The sequence below is a fragment of the Escherichia ruysiae genome, from assembly GCF_031323975.1.
GTDB lineage: Bacteria > Pseudomonadota > Gammaproteobacteria > Enterobacterales > Enterobacteriaceae > Escherichia > Escherichia ruysiae.
This window is the reverse complement of record NZ_JAVIWS010000001.1, coordinates 671,803-689,374: the sequence shown is the minus strand read 5'-3', so window position 1 is coordinate 689,374 and position 17,572 is coordinate 671,803. Positions and strand designations below refer to the sequence as shown.

Here is a 17,572-nt window from a genome sequence, read left to right as displayed (position 1 = left end):
AAGTTATGACATTAACAAGACGTGAGTTTATTAAACATAGCGGTATTGCGGCAGGGGCGCTGGTGGTGACATCGGCTGTACCGTTACCTGCATGGGCAGAAGAGAAGGGCGGTAAAATTCTTACCGCAGGCCGTTGGGGAGCGATGAACGTAGAAGTGAATGACGGTAAAATTGTTTCTTCTACAGGCGCGCTGGCGAAGACCATCCCGAACTCTTTGCAATCTACGGCGGCGGATCAGGTGCATACCACGGCGCGTATTCAGCATCCGATGGTGCGAAAAAGCTATCTCGATAATCCACTGCAACCGGCGAAAGGTCGTGGCGACGACAGTTACGTTCAGGTGAGCTGGGAACAAGCATTAAAACTGATTCATGAGCAACACGATCGCATTCGCAAGGCCAATGGACCATCTGCCATTTTTGCCGGATCTTACGGCTGGCGTTCTTCTGGCGTGTTGCATAAAGCGCAAACTTTACTGCAACGTTATATGAATCTGGCGGGTGGTTATTCAGGACATAGTGGCGATTACTCAACCGGAGCAGCGCAGGTGATCATGCCGCATGTTGTCGGTTCCGTGGAGGTTTATGAACAGCAGACCTCCTGGCCGCTGCTTCTGGAAAACAGCCAGGTGGTGGTGCTGTGGGGGATGAACCCGCTGAATACCTTAAAAATTGCCTGGAGTAGTACCGATGAGCAAGGGCTGGAGTACTTCCATCAACTGAAGAAATCCGGCAAACCGGTGATTGCCATTGATCCTATCCGTTCCGAAACGATCGAGTTCTTTGGCGACAACGCTACCTGGATCGCGCCGAATATGGGGACTGACGTGGCGCTGATGTTAGGGATTGCGCATACCCTTCTGACACAAGGCAAACACGATAAAGCGTTCCTTGAAAAATACACCACTGGCTATCCGCAGTTTGAAGAGTATCTGACAGGCAAGAAAGATAATACGCCGAAGAGCGCGGCCTGGGCGGCGGAAATTACCGGTGTGCCGGAAGCGCAGATAGTCAAACTCGCCGAACTGATGGCGGCGAATCGCACGATGCTGATGGCCGGCTGGGGAATCCAACGCCAGCAATACGGTGAACAGAAACACTGGATGCTGGTGACCCTGGCGGCCATGCTAGGGCAGATTGGTACGCCGGGCGGCGGCTTTGGTTTCTCTTATCATTACTCCAACGGTGGTAATCCAACACGCGTTGGCGGCGTACTGCCGGAAATGTCTGCGGCGATTGCCGGACAGGCCAGCGAGGCCGCTGATGATGGCGGAATGACGGCGATCCCTGTCGCCCGTATTGTCGATGCGCTGGAAAATCCTGGCGGCAAATATCAGCACAACGGTAAAGAACAAACTTACCCAAATATCAAAATGATCTGGTGGGCTGGCGGCGGTAATTTCACCCATCACCAGGATACCAATCGTCTGATCAAAGCCTGGCAGAAACCAGAGCTGATCGTCGTTTCTGAATGTTACTGGACGGCAGCAGCTAAACACGCGGATATCGTATTACCGATCACCACATCGTTTGAGCGCAATGACTTGACGATGACCGGTGATTACAGCAACCAGCACATCGTACCGATGAAGCAAGTGGTTGCGCCGCAGTTTGAAGCACGTAACGATTTTGACGTGTTTGCCGATCTTGCTGAATTACTGAAACCTGGCGGAAAAGAGATCTATACCGAAGGTAAAGATGAAATGGCGTGGCTGAAATTTTTCTATGATGCCGCTCAGAAAGGTGCGCGTGCGCAACGCGTCACTATGCCGATGTTTAATGCCTTCTGGCAGCAAAATAAACTGCTTGAAATGCGCCGCAGCGAGAAGAACGAGCAATATGTTCGCTATGGCGATTTCCGCGCCGATCCGGTGAAAAATGCGCTGGGTACGCCAAGCGGCAAAATTGAGATTTACTCCAAAACGCTGGAAAAATTTGGCTATAAGGATTGCCCGGCACACCCAACCTGGCTTGCGCCTGATGAGTGGAAAGGTACCGCCGACGAGAAGCAGTTGCAGCTTCTGACCGCGCATCCGGCACATCGTTTACACAGTCAGCTTAACTATGCGGAACTGCGTAAAAAATATGCGGTTGCCGATCGTGAACCAATCACTATTCACACCGAAGATGCTGCTCGCTTTGGTATTGCGAATGGCGATCTGGTGCGTGTCTGGAACAAACGTGGTCAGATACTAACAGGTGCGGTGGTGACTGACGGGATCAAAAAAGGCGTGGTATGCGTGCATGAAGGTGCATGGCCAGATCTGGAAAATGGCTTATGTAAAAACGGCAGTGCGAACGTGTTAACGGCGGATATCCCCAGCTCGCAGCTGGCGAATGCCTGTGCCGGTAACTCTGCGCTGGTGTATATCGAAAAATATACGGGTAATGCGCCGAAGTTAACGGCGTTTGATCAGCCAGCTGTTCAGGCGTAAGGCGTGAATAGCGCCCGGAAACGGGCGCTAATCTTTACGGTTTGCGCGCAATCAGCACCGCGCGTTTAGGCGCGGGATAACCTTCTACCGTTTTACCCGGATCATGCGGGTCGAGGAAATCGGACAGAGACTCGGTAACCATCCATTCAGTGCGACGCTGCTCTTCTGTTGTAGTGACGCTCACGTCCGCAATGCGGATATCAACAAAACCACACTTCTTCAGCCAGTTTTTCAGCGCCAGCGCCGAGGGAATAAAGTAGACATTACGCATTTGCGCGTAACGATCGCCCGGCACCAGTACCGTGTTTTCGTCGCCATCAATAACCAGTGTTTCCAGTACCAGTTCACCTTCATTCACCAGCTGATCTTTCAACTGCCAGAGATGCTCCAGCGGCGAACGGCGATGGTACAGCACACCCATCGAAAAGACGGTATCAAAGGCTTTCAGTGCCGGAAGCTGTTCAATACCTAACGGTAACAGATGAGCGCGCTGATCGTTACCCAGCAGTTTGCGCACCGCTTCAAACTGGCAGAGGAAAAGTTGGGTCGGGTCGATCCCCACCGCGAGGTGCGCGCCTGCGCCGATCATGCGCCACATGTGATAACCGCTGCCACAGCCGACATCGAGGATCGTGCGCCCGGTCAAATCAGAGAGATGGGGCAGAACACGATCCCATTTCCAGTCGGAACGCCATTCGGTATCAATGTTAACGCCATACAGCGAGAACGGCCCTTTGCGCCACGGCATCAGGTTGCGCATCAGGGTTTCAATGCGTTTAATTTGCCCGGCACTCAGCGGCTCTTCGCTTTCTGCCGTCACGCTATGCAATAAATCAAGACGATACGGTTTAATTTCAGGTAGAAACTCCACCGCATTTGACCACTGCTTAAACAGACCGTGCTGCTGTTCACGCTGCCAGTTAGCAATCTGCGCAGGCAGTGTTTCCAGCCAGTGCGAAAGGTGATTTTTGGCAATCAGAGAATAAAAGTTACCAAAGTCGATCATGCAGCATCCTCTGCTTTTAATGCCACCAGCGAACCAAAGTTAAAGCACTGGAACCATAGCTCGCTATGTTCAAACCCGGCTTGATGCAGACGCGCTTTGTGGGTTTCAACAGAATCGGTCAGCATTACGTTTTCTAACATGCTGCGCTTCTGGCTGATTTCCAGCTCACTGTAACCGTTGGCTCGTTTAAAGTCGTGGTGCATGTTGAAGAGCAGTTCACCAACTTTGGCATCTTCAAAACTGAATTTTTCCGAAAGCACCAGCGCGCCGCCTGGGTTCAGCCCTTGATAAATTTTATCCAGTAACGCCTGGCGCTCGGAAGGTTCCAGGAATTGCAGGGTAAAATTCAGTACCACCATTGACGCGTTTTCAATAGCGATATCGCGAATGTCACCTTCGATCACGTCTACAGGTGTCGGCGCTTTGTATGCATCGATATGGCGACGGCAGCGTTCGATCATCGCCGGGGAGTTGTCGATGGCAATAATTTTGCAATTATCATGATGAATGTTGCGACGCACCGAGAGCGTCGCCGCGCCCAGAGAACAACCCAGATCGTAAACCTGCGTACCAGGTTGAACGAAGCGTTCGGCTAACATACCAATCATGGAAATAATATTGGAATAGCCGGGAACGGAACGCTGGATCATATCCGGGAAGACTTCAGCTACCCGTTCATCAAAGGTCCAGTCGCCCAGTCTGGCGATAGGGGCAGAAAATAGCGTGTCGCGGTGAGACATAACGTAAAAATCCGGGAAAAAGAAAGTGGCGTATTGTGCGCTAACGCAGGGAGAAAACCAACTCCCAGGGCATATACCAAAGATTCGCCAGCACCATCAGCAACAGCGCACACCAGGTGGCGCTCATGCCGGAACGTCGCCAGCGGAACAGACGGTGATGAAAACCGTAATAATGCATCAGACGACCAGCAAGCAAAACGATGCCGCAAATATGCACCATCCAGGTTTCTGCGCCATTCATTTCCATAAACAGCATCAACACAATCGCGATGGGAATATATTCCACCGCGTTACCGTGAATGCGAATGGCGCTTTGTAGTTCGCTAAAACCGCCGTCGCCATAGGCAACGCGATATTGCAAACGCAGGCGAACAACATCGAAAGAGAACTTCATTAATAACAACGCACCTAAAACGGCATACAGCGCGCTTACCATACAAACTCCCTTTAAAATGGCCGATGGCACTTGTCTATGATAGGTGGCAATTTCAGAAAAGAGAAGATTGCTGTGGAATAGCCGGAACTGCTCCGATCTCTGGGAGTGTTTTACGCAAGTCTTCCCACAGAGTATGTACCAGTTCCGGTGCCTGGGCGATATCAGGTGTATGCAGGAAAAGATAAGGCGTGGTGGTCTGTTGCCATTGCGCTAATTTTTGCAACCAGACCTGAAATAATTCCCGGTTTTGTGTCATATCATCGCTACCGATAAAACGGATCAGCGGATTCTTTGCCGTCAACACGGCATGTACCGGAACTTTCGGTTTTTTCCGTTGCGCATCGCGAATGGCTTCATTATGCGGACGTGCTGCATGAACCGGACGGCTGTCTAAAATCACCCGATTAACGCTGCGTTGATGCAAACCTCGATTAAGCGTTTGTTCTTCTTCGCCTTTGGTGAAAAACTGCGGATGGCGGACTTCCACACCATAGGTAAATTCGCCAGGAAGAGAATCGAGAAAGTGCCATAGCGCAGGCAAATCCCGTGGAGCAAACGTGGCGGGCAATTGCAGCCAGTATTGGCCAATGCGCGGCGCTAACGGCGACATACGGGTCAAAAATTCAGTCACTAAATCATCGCAATGCCGCAATGCTGCCTGATGCGAAATGGTTGCCGGAAATTTAAAACAAAAACGAAAATCATCGGTGGTCTGCTCGCGCCAACGCAGAACCACTTCCTGCTTTGGCAGAGCATAAAGGGTGGTGTTGCCCTCCACACAGTTAAAGTGGCGGGCATACTCTTCCAGGCTGGAGATCCCCAAACGCACCCATTTTGAATGCGACCATTGCGGCAGACCGATGTAAATCATAATGCGTTGAGGATCTCTTCCACGCGACGCACGCGGGCAATGCGCGGGTAGATATGGTTGATGCTGTTATTGTGCTGTTCGGTGCTGGCTGCACTACAGGCGTCTTCGGCAATCACCAGATTAAAGCCCAGCTCCCAGGCATTGCGGGCAGTTGATTCGACACCGATATTGGTCGAGATCCCACATAAGACGATGGTGTCAATGCCACGACGGCGTAATTGCAACTCCAGATCCGTACCGTAAAACGCCCCCCATTGACGTTTGATGATTTCGATATCGCTGTCAGTTGCACCTAACGCCGCAGGATGTTGCCACCAGTTTTCCGGTAACGTTCTGGCAGGTGAGGGAGCATCAACTGGCTGTTTTAATGCTTCGGCGTAATCGGCAGACCAGCCGACGCGCACCAGAAACACAGGCTGACCGTTAGTTCGAAATTTCGCCGCCAGCTTCCCGGCGCGATTAACGACATCTTCAGCAGTGTGCGGACCACCGGCAAACGGTAAGATGCCTTCTTGTAAATCAATCACCACCAGCGCAGTGGTTTTAGCATTCAGTTCAAGCATGATGACTCCAGATAAAACAAAATCGAGCCTCTCACCTTAATGCGATTAGCCGATGGCAGAACGACAAATTTTGTTAATTTTTATGTGCTCAGGCAACACCTTTATAGCAAACAAGGGTAGAGTCTGATTTCAGGCCTGATATAAAGTGGTAACGAGTCGTTCCAGAGCGGGCCAGACTCTTACGGTGCGGCAGAATTTCCAGTATAATAGCCGCCTTTTTTCATTCAGTTGTGACATACAGCTAACGCTGCGACTTAGGTCACCTGCGCAGCAGGGGACGTCCGCCGGCAGCTAAGTTAAGGGATATCTCATGCGTACAGAATATTGTGGACAGCTCCGTTTGTCCCACGTGGGGCAGCAGGTGACTCTGTGTGGTTGGGTCAACCGTCGTCGTGATCTTGGTAGCCTGATCTTCATCGATATGCGCGACCGCGAAGGTATCGTGCAGGTATTTTTCGATCCGGATCGTGCGGACGCGTTAAAGCTGGCCTCTGAACTGCGTAATGAGTTCTGCATTCAGGTAACGGGCACCGTGCGTGCGCGTGACGAAAAAAATATCAACCGCGATATGGCGACCGGCGAAATCGAAGTGCTGGCGTCCTCGCTGACCATCATCAACCGCGCAGACGTTCTGCCGCTTGACTCTAACCACGTCAACACCGAAGAAGCGCGTCTGAAATACCGCTATCTTGATCTGCGTCGCCCGGAAATGGCTCAGCGCCTGAAAACCCGTGCAAAAATTACCAGCCTGGTGCGCCGTTTTATGGACGACCACGGCTTCCTCGACATCGAAACCCCGATGCTGACCAAAGCGACGCCGGAAGGCGCGCGTGACTACCTGGTGCCTTCTCGTGTGCATAAAGGCAAATTCTACGCGCTGCCGCAATCTCCGCAGTTGTTCAAACAGTTGCTGATGATGTCCGGTTTCGACCGCTATTATCAGATAGTCAAATGCTTCCGTGACGAAGACCTGCGTGCTGACCGTCAGCCAGAATTTACCCAGATCGATGTGGAAACTTCTTTCATGACCGCGCCGCAAGTGCGTGAGGTAATGGAAGCTCTGGTGCGTCATCTGTGGCTGGAAGTGAAGGGCGTGGATCTGGGCGATTTCCCGGTAATGACCTTTGCGGAAGCCGAACGCCGTTACGGTTCCGATAAACCGGATCTGCGTAACCCGATGGAACTGACCGACGTTGCCGATCTGCTGAAATCTGTTGAATTTGCGGTATTCGCGGGTCCAGCGAACGATCCGAAAGGCCGCGTCGCTGCTCTGCGTGTTCCGGGCGGTGCATCGCTGACCCGTAAGCAGATCGATGAATACGGTAACTTCGTCAAAATCTATGGCGCGAAAGGTCTGGCTTACATCAAAGTTAACGAACGTGCGAAAGGTCTGGAGGGTATCAACAGCCCGGTAGCTAAGTTCCTCAATGCTGAAATCATTGAAGCCATCCTGGATCGTACTGCCGCGCAAGATGGCGATATGATTTTCTTCGGTGCCGACAACAAGAAAATTGTTGCCGACGCGATGGGCGCACTGCGCCTGAAAGTGGGTAAAGACCTTGGTCTGACCGACGAAAGCAAATGGGCGCCGCTGTGGGTTATCGACTTCCCGATGTTTGAAGACGACGGCGAAGGCGGCCTGACCGCGATGCACCATCCGTTCACCGCACCGAAAGACATGACTGCTGCCGAGCTGAAAGCGGCACCGGAAAATGCGGTGGCGAACGCTTATGATATGGTCATCAATGGTTACGAAGTGGGCGGTGGCTCTGTGCGTATCCATAATGGTGATATGCAACAGACTGTATTTGGCATTCTGGGTATCACCGAAGAGGAACAGCGCGAGAAATTCGGCTTCCTGCTCGACGCCCTGAAATATGGCACTCCGCCGCACGCAGGTCTGGCATTTGGCCTTGACCGTCTGACCATGCTGCTGACCGGCACTGACAACATCCGTGACGTTATCGCCTTCCCGAAAACCACAGCGGCAGCGTGTCTGATGACTGAAGCACCGAGCTTTGCTAACCCGACGGCTCTGGCTGAGCTGAGCATTCAGGTTGTGAAGAAGGCTGAGAATAATTGATATGACTTATAAGCGTCCCGTTTCGATCTTAGTGGTCATCTATGCACAAGATACGAAACGGGTGCTGATGTTACAGCGGCGTGACGATCCCGATTTCTGGCAGTCGGTAACCGGCAGCGTGGAAGAGGGTGAAACCGCGCCGCAAGCTGCCATGCGCGAAGTAAAGGAAGAGGTCACCATTGATGTTGTCGCTGAACAACTGACCTTAATTGACTGTCAACGCACGGTAGAGTTTGAAATTTTTTCACATTTGCGTCATCGCTATGCGCCGGGTGTGATGCGCAATACAGAATCATGGTTCTGTCTTGCGCTCCCGCACGAACGCCAGATTGTTTTTACTGAACATTTGGCCTACAAGTGGCTTGATGCGCCCGCAGCAGCGGCGCTCACTAAGTCGTGGAGCAACCGGCAGGCGATTGAAGAGTATGTAATTAACGCTGCCTGAACAGGCAGGGCTATTTGGAGATATTTTTTATGGCAGGTCATAGTAAATGGGCCAACACCAGACATCGTAAAGCCGCGCAGGATGCTAAGCGCGGTAAAATCTTCACTAAAATCATTCGTGAGCTGGTGACCGCAGCTAAACTGGGCGGCGGCGATCCGGATGCTAACCCGCGTCTGCGTGCGGCCATTGATAAAGCACTGTCTAACAACATGACCCGTGACACTCTGAACCGCGCAATTGCACGTGGTGTGGGCGGTGATGATGATGCGAACATGGAAACCATCATCTACGAAGGTTACGGTCCTGGCGGCACTGCAATCATGATTGAATGTCTGTCTGACAACCGTAACCGTACTGTTGCTGAAGTGCGTCACGCATTCAGCAAATGTGGCGGCAACCTCGGTACTGACGGTTCCGTAGCCTATCTGTTCAGCAAAAAAGGTGTGATCTCCTTCGAGAAAGGTGATGAAGACACCATCATGGAAGCGGCGCTGGAAGCAGGTGCAGAAGACGTTGTGACCTATGATGACGGCGCAATCGACGTCTACACTGCATGGGAAGAGATGGGTAAAGTACGTGATGCACTGGAAGCGGCAGGTCTGAAAGCAGACAGCGCAGAAGTTTCCATGATCCCGTCAACCAAAGCCGATATGGATGCAGAAACTGCACCGAAACTGATTCGTCTGATCGATATGCTGGAAGACTGTGACGACGTGCAGGAAGTTTACCATAACGGTGAGATCTCTGATGAGGTTGCAGCGACCCTCTGATGAGGCCGGCTAAACAACAAAACGGAGACGCGTGATGGCTATTATTCTCGGTATTGACCCGGGTTCGCGCGTTACTGGCTACGGCGTTATCCGTCAGGTGGGCAGGCAACTGTCCTACCTGGGCAGTGGATGCATACGCACCAAAGTGGATGATTTACCGTCTCGTCTGAAGCTCATCTATGCGGGCGTGACGGAAATCATCACCCAGTTCCAGCCTGATTATTTCGCAATCGAACAAGTCTTTATGGCGAAGAATGCCGACTCTGCCCTGAAACTGGGGCAGGCACGCGGCGTGGCGATTGTGGCGGCGGTGAATCAGGAATTGCCAGTATTTGAATATGCGGCACGTCAGGTAAAGCAAACGGTGGTAGGTATTGGTAGTGCCGAAAAAAGCCAGGTGCAGCATATGGTGCGCACTTTGCTAAAACTACCCGCCAACCCACAGGCGGACGCCGCCGATGCGCTGGCGATTGCCATCACCCACTGCCATGTCAGCCAGAATGCGATGCAGATGAGCGAATCGAGGCTGAATCTGGCTCGCGGGCGACTGCGTTAAGTTATACCGCCTCGGTCAGTTCTTGCTGAGGCGTTACTACTCCTTCTGCATGTATTAACGCCAGATCCGGATGATGCCACAAACTCGCTGGAGTGACCGTTTTACGCGCCCACGGAATCGAACCTAAAAACCAGAATTTCCAGAAGGTGAGTTTTGCATTCGGATTGCTGTTTAACAGTTCTTCAAATGTCTCTATTTCACCCACCGGGATACATAGCGCCTCTTTATAAATATCAAAAACGAATTTTGAACAGAACTGGCGGGAAGATTCGTATTTAAAACCGGTATGGTAGAGCTTGCGTAGCCGGGAGGGAACCTGTTCTACCAGCCGTTGTTTTTGCTGTTCTGTTAGCCCGGCACCTAATCGCTTTACTGCATAGCGTTGGTTAGCAGAGCGTTTAATAAAGCGGGACAGTGTGGTTATGGTGGAAAGGGGAACACGGCTTTCTGCGACCAGATAATCATCGCTGTCATGACCGATAATGATCCCGACGTGATTACTCCAGCAATTTGATGCGGCAGATATTTGACCAAATAATGCAGCACCTATACATGTAAATACAATATCGTCAACTTCATATTCAGAAGGGTAATTAATTTTCACTTTGTCATTCCATTGAAATAAATATGAATATGCGTAATACCATAAAAAATATTTTTTTGCAGGAGCAGAAAGGTTTATTTTTTTTTGCAGATTTATCCACTAAATATTTAACATTAAAATATTTATTATAAATATGGCTTAGCGGATCAATTATACTGCGCCATTTTTCAGTTCATCGAGACGACTCGCAATTTTTCTTCATCCTTCGCTGGATATCTATCCAGCATTTTTTTATCATACAGCCTTATCTTTGATTCATTACGCAGGAGCGTCATGTGATAGGCAGGCTGAGAGGCATCATTCTGGAAAAACAACCCCCGCTGGTGTTACTTGAAGTGGGCGGCGTAGGCTATGAAGTGCATATGCCGATGACCTGTTTTTATGAACTCCCTGAAGCGGGCCAGGAAGCGATTGTTTTCACCCACTTTGTGGTGCGTGAAGATGCGCAGCTACTGTATGGTTTTAACAACAAACAAGAGCGCACGTTATTTAAAGAGTTGATCAAAACTAACGGCGTGGGACCGAAACTGGCACTGGCTATCCTCTCGGGTATGTCAGCGCAGCAGTTTGTAAATGCCGTTGAGCGTGAAGAACCTGCGGCACTGGTGAAATTACCGGGCATTGGTAAGAAAACTGCTGAACGCCTGATCGTTGAAATGAAAGATCGCTTTAAAGGTCTGCATGGCGATCTGTTCACACCGGCTGCCGATCTGGTATTGACCTCACCGGCAAGCCCGGCAACCGACGATGCCGAACAGGAAGCTGTTGCTGCGCTGGTGGCGCTGGGCTATAAACCACAAGAAGCCAGCCGCATGGTGAGCAAAATCGCTCGCCCTGATGCCAGCAGTGAAACATTAATTCGCGAAGCCCTGCGCGCCGCGTTATGAGGTAAAGGATGATTGAAGCAGACCGTCTGATTTCTGCCGGTACGACTTTGCCGGAAGATGTGGCAGATCGCGCCATTCGCCCCAAACTACTGGAAGAGTATGTTGGTCAGCCGCAGGTTCGTTCACAGATGGAAATTTTCATCAAAGCGGCGAAACTGCGCGGCGATGCCCTTGATCATCTATTGATTTTTGGTCCTCCGGGTCTGGGTAAAACCACACTTGCCAACATCGTCGCCAATGAAATGGGCGTCAATTTACGCACCACGTCCGGCCCGGTACTGGAAAAGGCGGGTGATCTGGCGGCGATGCTCACCAACCTTGAACCACACGATGTGTTGTTTATTGATGAGATCCACCGTCTTTCGCCTGTGGTGGAAGAAGTGCTGTATCCAGCCATGGAAGACTACCAGTTGGATATTATGATTGGTGAAGGCCCGGCAGCGCGTTCAATTAAAATCGATCTCCCCCCGTTCACCCTGATTGGCGCGACAACGCGTGCTGGTTCATTGACATCGCCACTGCGTGACCGTTTCGGTATTGTGCAGCGCCTGGAGTTTTACCAGGTGCCTGATTTGCAATATATCGTCAGTCGTAGCGCACGGTTTATGGGGCTTGAGATGAGTGACGATGGCGCGCTGGAAGTGGCTCGCCGGGCGCGAGGTACGCCACGTATCGCCAACCGCCTGCTGCGTCGTGTGCGAGATTTCGCCGAAGTGAAGCATGATGGCACCATCTCGGCGGATATCGCTGCTCAGGCGCTGGATATGCTGAACGTTGATGCTGAAGGTTTCGATTATATGGATCGCAAGTTATTGCTGGCGGTGATCGATAAATTCTTCGGTGGGCCGGTTGGCCTGGATAACCTGGCAGCGGCCATTGGCGAAGAGCGTGAAACTATTGAGGATGTGCTGGAACCTTATTTGATTCAGCAGGGCTTTTTGCAGCGGACGCCGCGCGGGCGTATGGCGACAGTGCGTGCGTGGAACCACTTCGGGATTACGCCGCCAGAAATGCCGTAGGCCGGGCAAGGCGTCTGCACCGCATCCAATATTAAGCTCTCGGCAAGGTGAAGCCAGACAGGCGCTCCCGCAGGAGCGCCGAATTGATTAGCGACCAAACAGGTCACGTTTTTTCGCTTTAAACGGCTGAGAGAGTACCACCAGCACTGCGACAATCAGGTAAGCAACAAAAATACCGAGCAGCCACTGCGGCATATCCAGGCCTAAAAAATCCCACTGACGCTCAGCGCAATCGCCAGAGGCGACAAACACTTGTGGCACCCATTTATCCAGCGGCAGCCAGTCCGGGAATCGAACCATGAAATCACAGGTCATAAACGGTGAAGGATAGAGCTGGAGCATGGTGTGCTCGTAAGTTAATTGCACGCCACGAAAAGCACTATACAGCCAGATGATCATCGCCACATAACGCAGCGGAGTTTTCGGGGCGATAGCGCCAATCAGCGCGGCGCCCAGAATGCCGAATAACGCACAGCGTTCATAAATACAGAGCACGCAAGGTTTAAGTAACATCACATGCTGGAACCACAGCGCCGTCAGTTCCAGAGCCAGAGCGGTAAATGCCATTAACAGCCACGCCCCCCGGCCTTGTGAACATTGGTTCAAAAATCGCAACATAATAATTTCCCTGCAATATGCATCGAATGCGCAGTTTAAACCAATTCATTCGTTGCGCCACCAGGAGGGAGTAAAAATAGGATGTAATTGAACAATTATCGGGCGGAAAGGCAAACCGGGCATAAATATGCCCGGTAAGTTGTTATCAAAGCGTTGCAATCCACCCCATTTGCATAAACCATTCAGTTACAGGAGCAAGCGTAAACTCTACGCAGAGTAATCCGACGAGGGTCAGTACGAGAGTGTAGGGCAGAGCCATCCACACCATGCGGCCATAAGAAAGACGTATTAATGGCGCGAGTGCTGAGGTCAACAGGAATAAGAACGCAGCCTGTCCGTTCGGCGTGGCGACGGAGGGCAGGTTGGTTCCGGTGTTAATGGCGACTGCCAGCAGTTCATATTGCTTCAGTGTAATCGCGCCGCTTTCCATTGCCGCTTTTGCTTCGTTGATATAAATCGTCCCTACAAAGACGTTATCCGAAATGGAAGACAGCAAACCGTTGAAGATATAGAACAGCGATAGCTGAGCGTGTTCTGATGCCTGCAATACAAACTGGATAATTGGGGAGAACAGTTGTTGGTCGATAATCACCGCCACTACCGAGAAAAAGACCGTCAACAGTGCGGTGAATGGCAGAGACTCGGTGAAGGCTTTGCCGATAGCATGTTCATCAGTTACACCGGTCAGTGATGTCGCCAGAATAATGACAGACAAACCAATCAAGCCGACCTCTGCCAGATGCAAAGCCAGCGCGGTGACCAGCCAGACGCCGATAATCGCCTGGACAATCAGACGAATTTTATCCTGACGTGTACGCTGGAGACGGCTTTGATCGTCAAACTGTTGCAGCACTTCGCGGACTTTCTCCGGCAGCGTTTCGCCGTAGCCAAACCAACGCAGCTTCTCCACCAGCAGGCAGGTTAACAGGCCGCAAATCAGGACAGGGACGGTCACCGGTGACATGCGCAGGAAGAAATCGCCAAAATGCCAGCCAGCAGCTTTGGCAATGATCAGGTTCTGTGGTTCGCCTACCATAGTCATCACGCCGCCTAATGCAGTGCCGACACCCGCATGCATCATCAGGCTACGCAGAAAGCCACGGAACTGCTCCAGAACCACTTTGTAATGCTTGTCGATATGGCTGTCGTCTTGCAGGTCGGTATCTTCGGTGCGGGAAGAAGCTACGCGGTGATAAATGCCATAAAAACCAACTGCAACACTGATCACTACGGCAACGACGGTTAAGGCATCGAGGAACGCAGAGAGAAACGCCGCCGCCATGCAAAAAGAGAGCGACAGCAGCATTTTGGAGCGAATGCTTAACAGTAAACGGGTAAATATGAACAGCAGAAGCTGTTTCATAAAATAGATGCCCGCCACCATAAACATCAGTAACAGCAAGACTTCAAGATTTGCCGCCACCTCTTCACGGACGTGTTCCGCACTGGTCATGCCGATGAAGACAGCTTCGATAGCCAACAGACCGCCGGGGAGCAGCGGATAGCATTTCAGAGCCATCGCCAGAGTGAAAATAAATTCCGCGACAAGCAGCCAGCCAGCAACAAAGGGGCTGATGAGGAAAATTAATGGGTTAACAATTAAGAAAATAATAAGGGCAAGTTTGTACCAGTCAGGTGACTGACCCAAAAAATTGCGCCATAACGCGCGGCCCCAGGAGATCTCCATGATGGTTTCCCTTACCTTACAAATAATAAATGATGTTTTTATGTTAGAACGCAAAGCTTAACGGTCAGGGGGGAGCGAGGCAAGTCTTGATAGTCAAGGGGAAAGAGATACAGAAAATGAAGCCTTGATCCCTTTTTTCTTCTTTTTGTCTGCTATCAGCGTTGTTAGCCCTCTGGTATGATGAGTCCAACTTTGTTTTGCTGTGTTATGGAAATCTCACTATGGTCATTAAGGCGCAAAGCCCGGCGGGTTTCGCGGAAGAGTACATTATTGAAAGTATCTGGAATAACCGCTTCCCACCCGGGACTATTTTGCCCGCAGAACGTGAACTTTCAGAATTAATTGGTGTAACGAGAACGACGTTACGCGAAGTGTTACAGCGCCTGGCGCGAGACGGCTGGCTGACCATTCAACACGGCAAACCGACGAAGGTGAATAATTTCTGGGAAACCTCCGGGTTGAATATCCTTGAGACGCTGGCGCGACTGGATCACGAAAGTGTACCGCAACTCATAGATAATTTGCTGTCAGTGCGCACCAATATTTCGACCATTTTTATTCGCACCGCGTTTCGTCAGCATCCTGATAAAGCGCAGGAAGTGCTGGCAACGGCTAATGAAGTGGCCGATCACGCAGACGCCTTTGCTGATCTGGATTACAACATTTTTCGCGGTCTGGCGTTTGCCTCTGGTAACCCGATTTATGGTCTGATCCTTAACGGAATGAAAGGGTTGTATACGCGCATTGGTCGTCACTATTTCGCCAATCCGGAAGCGCGTAGTCTGGCGCTGGGCTTCTACCACAAGCTGTCTGCGTTGTGCAGTGAAGGTGCTCACGATCAGGTTTACGAAACAGTACGCCGTTATGGGCATGAGAGTGGCGAGATTTGGCACCGGATGCAGAAAAACCTGCCGGGTGATTTAGCCATTCAGGGGCGTTAATCCATCCATACTGATGACCAACGCATAGTTGCCTGATGCGCTATGCTTATCTGGACTATTGAATTTGTGATGCTTTGCAGGCGGATAAAGCGTGTACGCCGCATCCGGCAAAAATGCCCCCTCCTCAAATGAGGAGGGGTTTTTTTATAGATTCCCCATTCTTGGCGGGCAGCGTTCCAGCAACTCGACGCTGCCGTCTTCGTTTTGCTGTTCCAGCATCACATCAAATCCCCACAGGCGATGTACATGCTTCAGCACTTCTTTACGCCCCCGATCCAGCGGTGCGCGGTTATGTGGAATGTAACGCAGCGTCAGCGAACGGTCGCCGCGCAAATCCACGTTCCAGATCTGAATATTCGGCTCCAGATTACTTAAGTTATATTGCGACGATAAACGGTTACGGATCTCCCGATAACCTTCCTCATTATGAATGGCGGAAATCTCCAGATAATTATGCCGATCGTCATCCAGCACGGTGAAGAAGCGAAAATCACGCATTACCTTCGGTGACAGGAACTGGCTGATAAAGCTCTCATCTTTGAAATCACGCATCGCGAAATGCAGCGTTTCCAGCCAGTCGGAACCGGCGATATCCGGGAACCAGTATTTGTCTTCTTCCGTTGGCGACTGACAAATCCGTTTAATATCCTGAAACATAGCAAATCCGAGGGCATACGGGTTAATTCCGCTGTACCACGGGCTGTTATAGGGCGGCTGGAAGACCACATTGGTGTGGCTATGCAAGAACTCCAGCATAAAACGTTCGGTCACTTTCCCTTCATCATACAGATGGTTAAGGATGGTGTAGTGCCAGAAGGTCGCCCAGCCTTCGTTCATCACCTGAGTCTGTTTTTGCGGATAAAAATACTGGCTCACTTTACGTACAATACGCAGGATTTCACGCTGCCATGATTCCAGCAGCGGTGCATTTTTCTCCATAAAATAGAGCAGATTTTCTTGTGGCTCGGACGGATAGCGGCGCGCTTCGGCAACGGTTTTCTCTTCCTCGCGCTTAGGCAGCGTTCTCCAGAGCATATTGACCTGGCTCTGCAGATACTCTTCGCGACTTTTCTGCCGGGCTTTCTCCTCTTGCAGCGAGATTTTTTGTGGGCGTTTATAACGATCCACACCGTAGTTCATCAGCGCATGGCACGAATCCAACAGCTTTTCTACCTCATCAACGCCATAGCGTTCTTCGCACTCGGTAATGTATTTGCGGGCGAAAATCAGGTAATCGACAATCGAACTGGCATCGGTCCAGCTACGGAATAAGTAATTGTTTTTGAAGAAAGAGTTGTGGCCATAACAGGCGTGTGCCATCACCAGTGCCTGCATGGTAATGGTGTTCTCTTCCATCAGATAAGCGATACACGGATTAGAGTTAATGACGATTTCATAGGCCAGCCCTTGCTGACCGTGCTTATACAGACGCTCGGTTTCAATAAACTTTTTACCAAACGACCAATGCGGATAGTTAATTGGCATACCGACGCTGGAGTAGGCATCCATCATTTGCTCTGATGTAATTACTTCAATCTGGTGCGGGTAGGTATCCAGCCGGTAGAGTTTTGCCACCCGGTCTATCTCTGCCAAATAAATATCCAGCAGGTCGAATGTCCAGTCAGGTCCATCGCTCAAACGTGTGGAGTCCTTATTCATAGAATCGATCGTCGCCATACGCGCACCTCATTGTTGTCGGCGCTCTCTGTGTGGAACACCTCATTTCAAGCATAGAACACCAGTTAAAAACCGCGTCGCTGGAGAATTTTTTTCTTTGCGATTTCTTATTATCGGAGTGCCAATAATTAGCTTTTGAACGGAATTTTCTGCTGGATATAAAGCGCGACCAGCAGGAGATACCAAAGACGCCATATTCCCGCAAAGTCAGGGAGATGTGAGCCAGCTCACCAT

General features: G+C 50.9%; 17 protein-coding genes. 8 read left to right on the top strand and 9 right to left on the bottom strand.

The features are described from left to right. Positions 1-5: 5 nt before the first annotated feature. A complete protein-coding gene (gene torZ / locus RGV86_RS03520; protein ID WP_137598298.1) occupies positions 6-2,435 on the top strand; it encodes a trimethylamine N-oxide reductase TorZ in 2,430 nt (809 codons plus the stop codon). Between the two features lie 34 nt (positions 2,436-2,469). On the opposite strand, the gene cmoB is transcribed toward torZ, so the two are convergent. From cmoB to RGV86_RS03495, 5 genes are read right to left on the bottom strand one after another with little or no spacing between them, the layout of a single operon-like run. Next, positions 2,470-3,441 carry a tRNA 5-methoxyuridine(34)/uridine 5-oxyacetic acid(34) synthase CmoB gene (gene cmoB, locus RGV86_RS03515; protein ID WP_000564729.1) on the bottom strand — a complete coding sequence of 324 codons (972 nt, stop codon included), beginning with the start codon at positions 3,439-3,441 and terminating at the stop codon, positions 2,470-2,472. Then, entirely contained in the window at positions 3,438-4,181 is a 744-nt protein-coding gene (cmoA, locus tag RGV86_RS03510) for a carboxy-S-adenosyl-L-methionine synthase CmoA (protein WP_000019591.1), read from the bottom strand. The genes cmoB and cmoA overlap by 4 nt, the downstream gene beginning before the upstream one ends. A 40-nt stretch (positions 4,182-4,221) precedes the next feature. Further along, complete coding sequence (locus tag RGV86_RS03505) at positions 4,222-4,617, bottom strand: MAPEG family protein (protein ID WP_010345040.1); 396 nt, start codon at positions 4,615-4,617, stop codon at positions 4,222-4,224. A gap of 52 nt (positions 4,618-4,669) precedes the next feature. Next, positions 4,670-5,488: a DUF72 domain-containing protein gene (locus RGV86_RS03500; RefSeq protein ID WP_085460799.1), complete on the bottom strand. Its 819-nt coding sequence runs from the start codon at positions 5,486-5,488 to the stop codon at positions 4,670-4,672. Continuing rightward, on the bottom strand, positions 5,485-6,051 hold the full coding sequence (locus tag RGV86_RS03495; protein WP_085460798.1) for a hydrolase: 567 nt from the start codon (positions 6,049-6,051) through the stop codon (positions 5,485-5,487). Before RGV86_RS03495 ends, RGV86_RS03500 begins: the two co-directional genes overlap by 4 nt. A gap of 310 nt (positions 6,052-6,361) precedes the next feature. Here RGV86_RS03495 and aspS point away from each other — a divergent pair, with 310 nt between their 5' ends. The 4 genes from aspS to ruvC are packed head-to-tail and all read left to right on the top strand — an operon-like array spanning position 6,362 to position 9,905. Continuing rightward, positions 6,362-8,134: an aspartate--tRNA ligase gene (aspS, locus tag RGV86_RS03490; RefSeq protein WP_001258658.1), complete on the top strand. Its 1,773-nt coding sequence runs from the start codon at positions 6,362-6,364 to the stop codon at positions 8,132-8,134. Beyond that, on the top strand, positions 8,127-8,579 hold the full coding sequence (gene nudB, locus RGV86_RS03485) for a dihydroneopterin triphosphate diphosphatase (RefSeq protein WP_077629663.1): 453 nt from the start codon (positions 8,127-8,129) through the stop codon (positions 8,577-8,579). Before aspS ends, nudB begins: the two co-directional genes overlap by 8 nt. A 29-nt stretch (positions 8,580-8,608) precedes the next feature. Next, positions 8,609-9,349 carry a YebC/PmpR family DNA-binding transcriptional regulator gene (locus tag RGV86_RS03480; protein WP_085460797.1) on the top strand — a complete coding sequence of 247 codons (741 nt, stop codon included), beginning with the start codon at positions 8,609-8,611 and terminating at the stop codon, positions 9,347-9,349. 34 nt (positions 9,350-9,383) lie between these two features. Further along, positions 9,384-9,905, top strand: a complete 522-nt coding sequence (gene ruvC, locus RGV86_RS03475; protein WP_001295503.1) for a crossover junction endodeoxyribonuclease RuvC — start codon at positions 9,384-9,386, stop codon at positions 9,903-9,905. A gap of 1 nt (position 9,906) precedes the next feature. On the opposite strand, the gene RGV86_RS03470 is transcribed toward ruvC, so the two are convergent. After that, positions 9,907-10,509 carry a YebB family permuted papain-like enzyme gene (locus tag RGV86_RS03470; RefSeq protein ID WP_085460796.1) on the bottom strand — a complete coding sequence of 201 codons (603 nt, stop codon included), beginning with the start codon at positions 10,507-10,509 and terminating at the stop codon, positions 9,907-9,909. A gap of 275 nt (positions 10,510-10,784) precedes the next feature. Here RGV86_RS03470 and ruvA point away from each other — a divergent pair, with 275 nt between their 5' ends. Then, positions 10,785-11,396, top strand: a complete 612-nt coding sequence (gene ruvA, locus RGV86_RS03465) for a Holliday junction branch migration protein RuvA (RefSeq protein WP_000580342.1) — start codon at positions 10,785-10,787, stop codon at positions 11,394-11,396. Between the two features lie 8 nt (positions 11,397-11,404). Continuing rightward, the gene (gene ruvB / locus RGV86_RS03460) at positions 11,405-12,415 is read left to right on the top strand and encodes a Holliday junction branch migration DNA helicase RuvB (protein ID WP_000568522.1); all 1,011 of its coding nucleotides are present in this window, start codon (positions 11,405-11,407) and stop codon (positions 12,413-12,415) included. Positions 12,416-12,502: 87 nt separating this feature from the next. Here ruvB and dsbB read toward each other — a convergent pair whose 3' ends face one another. Together dsbB and nhaB are read right to left on the bottom strand one after the other, a co-directional pair. Continuing rightward, a complete protein-coding gene (gene dsbB, locus RGV86_RS03455) occupies positions 12,503-13,033 on the bottom strand; it encodes a disulfide bond formation protein DsbB (RefSeq protein WP_000943446.1) in 531 nt (176 codons plus the stop codon). A gap of 145 nt (positions 13,034-13,178) precedes the next feature. Beyond that, positions 13,179-14,720: a Na(+)/H(+) antiporter NhaB gene (nhaB, locus tag RGV86_RS03450; protein WP_000406374.1), complete on the bottom strand. Its 1,542-nt coding sequence runs from the start codon at positions 14,718-14,720 to the stop codon at positions 13,179-13,181. 221 nt (positions 14,721-14,941) lie between these two features. Here nhaB and fadR point away from each other — a divergent pair, with 221 nt between their 5' ends. Continuing rightward, entirely contained in the window at positions 14,942-15,661 is a 720-nt protein-coding gene (fadR, locus tag RGV86_RS03445; RefSeq protein ID WP_010350948.1) for a fatty acid metabolism transcriptional regulator FadR, read from the top strand. Positions 15,662-15,805: 144 nt separating this feature from the next. Here the strand turns inward: fadR and RGV86_RS03440 are convergent, their stop codons facing one another. Continuing rightward, positions 15,806-17,338: a SpoVR family protein gene (locus RGV86_RS03440; RefSeq protein ID WP_000190825.1), complete on the bottom strand. Its 1,533-nt coding sequence runs from the start codon at positions 17,336-17,338 to the stop codon at positions 15,806-15,808. Positions 17,339-17,572 lie beyond the last annotated feature (234 nt).

Bases quoted from the DNA above. Each gene is read 5' to 3' on its own strand.
- RGV86_RS03440 (WP_000190825.1), bottom strand. From the start codon at position 17,338: ATGGCGACGATCGATTCTATGAATAAGGACTCCACACGTTTGAGCGAT.
- torZ (WP_137598298.1), top strand. From the start codon at position 6: ATGACATTAACAAGACGTGAGTTTATTAAACATAGCGGTATTGCGGCA.
- RGV86_RS03480 (WP_085460797.1), top strand. From the start codon at position 8,609: ATGGCAGGTCATAGTAAATGGGCCAACACCAGACATCGTAAAGCCGCG.
- cmoB (WP_000564729.1), bottom strand. From the start codon at position 3,441: ATGATCGACTTTGGTAACTTTTATTCTCTGATTGCCAAAAATCACCTT.
- ruvB (WP_000568522.1), top strand. From the start codon at position 11,405: ATGATTGAAGCAGACCGTCTGATTTCTGCCGGTACGACTTTGCCGGAA.
- ruvC (WP_001295503.1), top strand. From the start codon at position 9,384: ATGGCTATTATTCTCGGTATTGACCCGGGTTCGCGCGTTACTGGCTAC.
- aspS (WP_001258658.1), top strand. From the start codon at position 6,362: ATGCGTACAGAATATTGTGGACAGCTCCGTTTGTCCCACGTGGGGCAG.
- RGV86_RS03505 (WP_010345040.1), bottom strand. From the start codon at position 4,617: ATGGTAAGCGCGCTGTATGCCGTTTTAGGTGCGTTGTTATTAATGAAG.
- dsbB (WP_000943446.1), bottom strand. From the start codon at position 13,033: ATGTTGCGATTTTTGAACCAATGTTCACAAGGCCGGGGGGCGTGGCTG.
- fadR (WP_010350948.1), top strand. From the start codon at position 14,942: ATGGTCATTAAGGCGCAAAGCCCGGCGGGTTTCGCGGAAGAGTACATT.
- RGV86_RS03500 (WP_085460799.1), bottom strand. From the start codon at position 5,488: ATGATTTACATCGGTCTGCCGCAATGGTCGCATTCAAAATGGGTGCGT.
- nhaB (WP_000406374.1), bottom strand. From the start codon at position 14,720: ATGGAGATCTCCTGGGGCCGCGCGTTATGGCGCAATTTTTTGGGTCAG.
- cmoA (WP_000019591.1), bottom strand. From the start codon at position 4,181: ATGTCTCACCGCGACACGCTATTTTCTGCCCCTATCGCCAGACTGGGC.
- RGV86_RS03495 (WP_085460798.1), bottom strand. From the start codon at position 6,051: ATGCTTGAACTGAATGCTAAAACCACTGCGCTGGTGGTGATTGATTTA.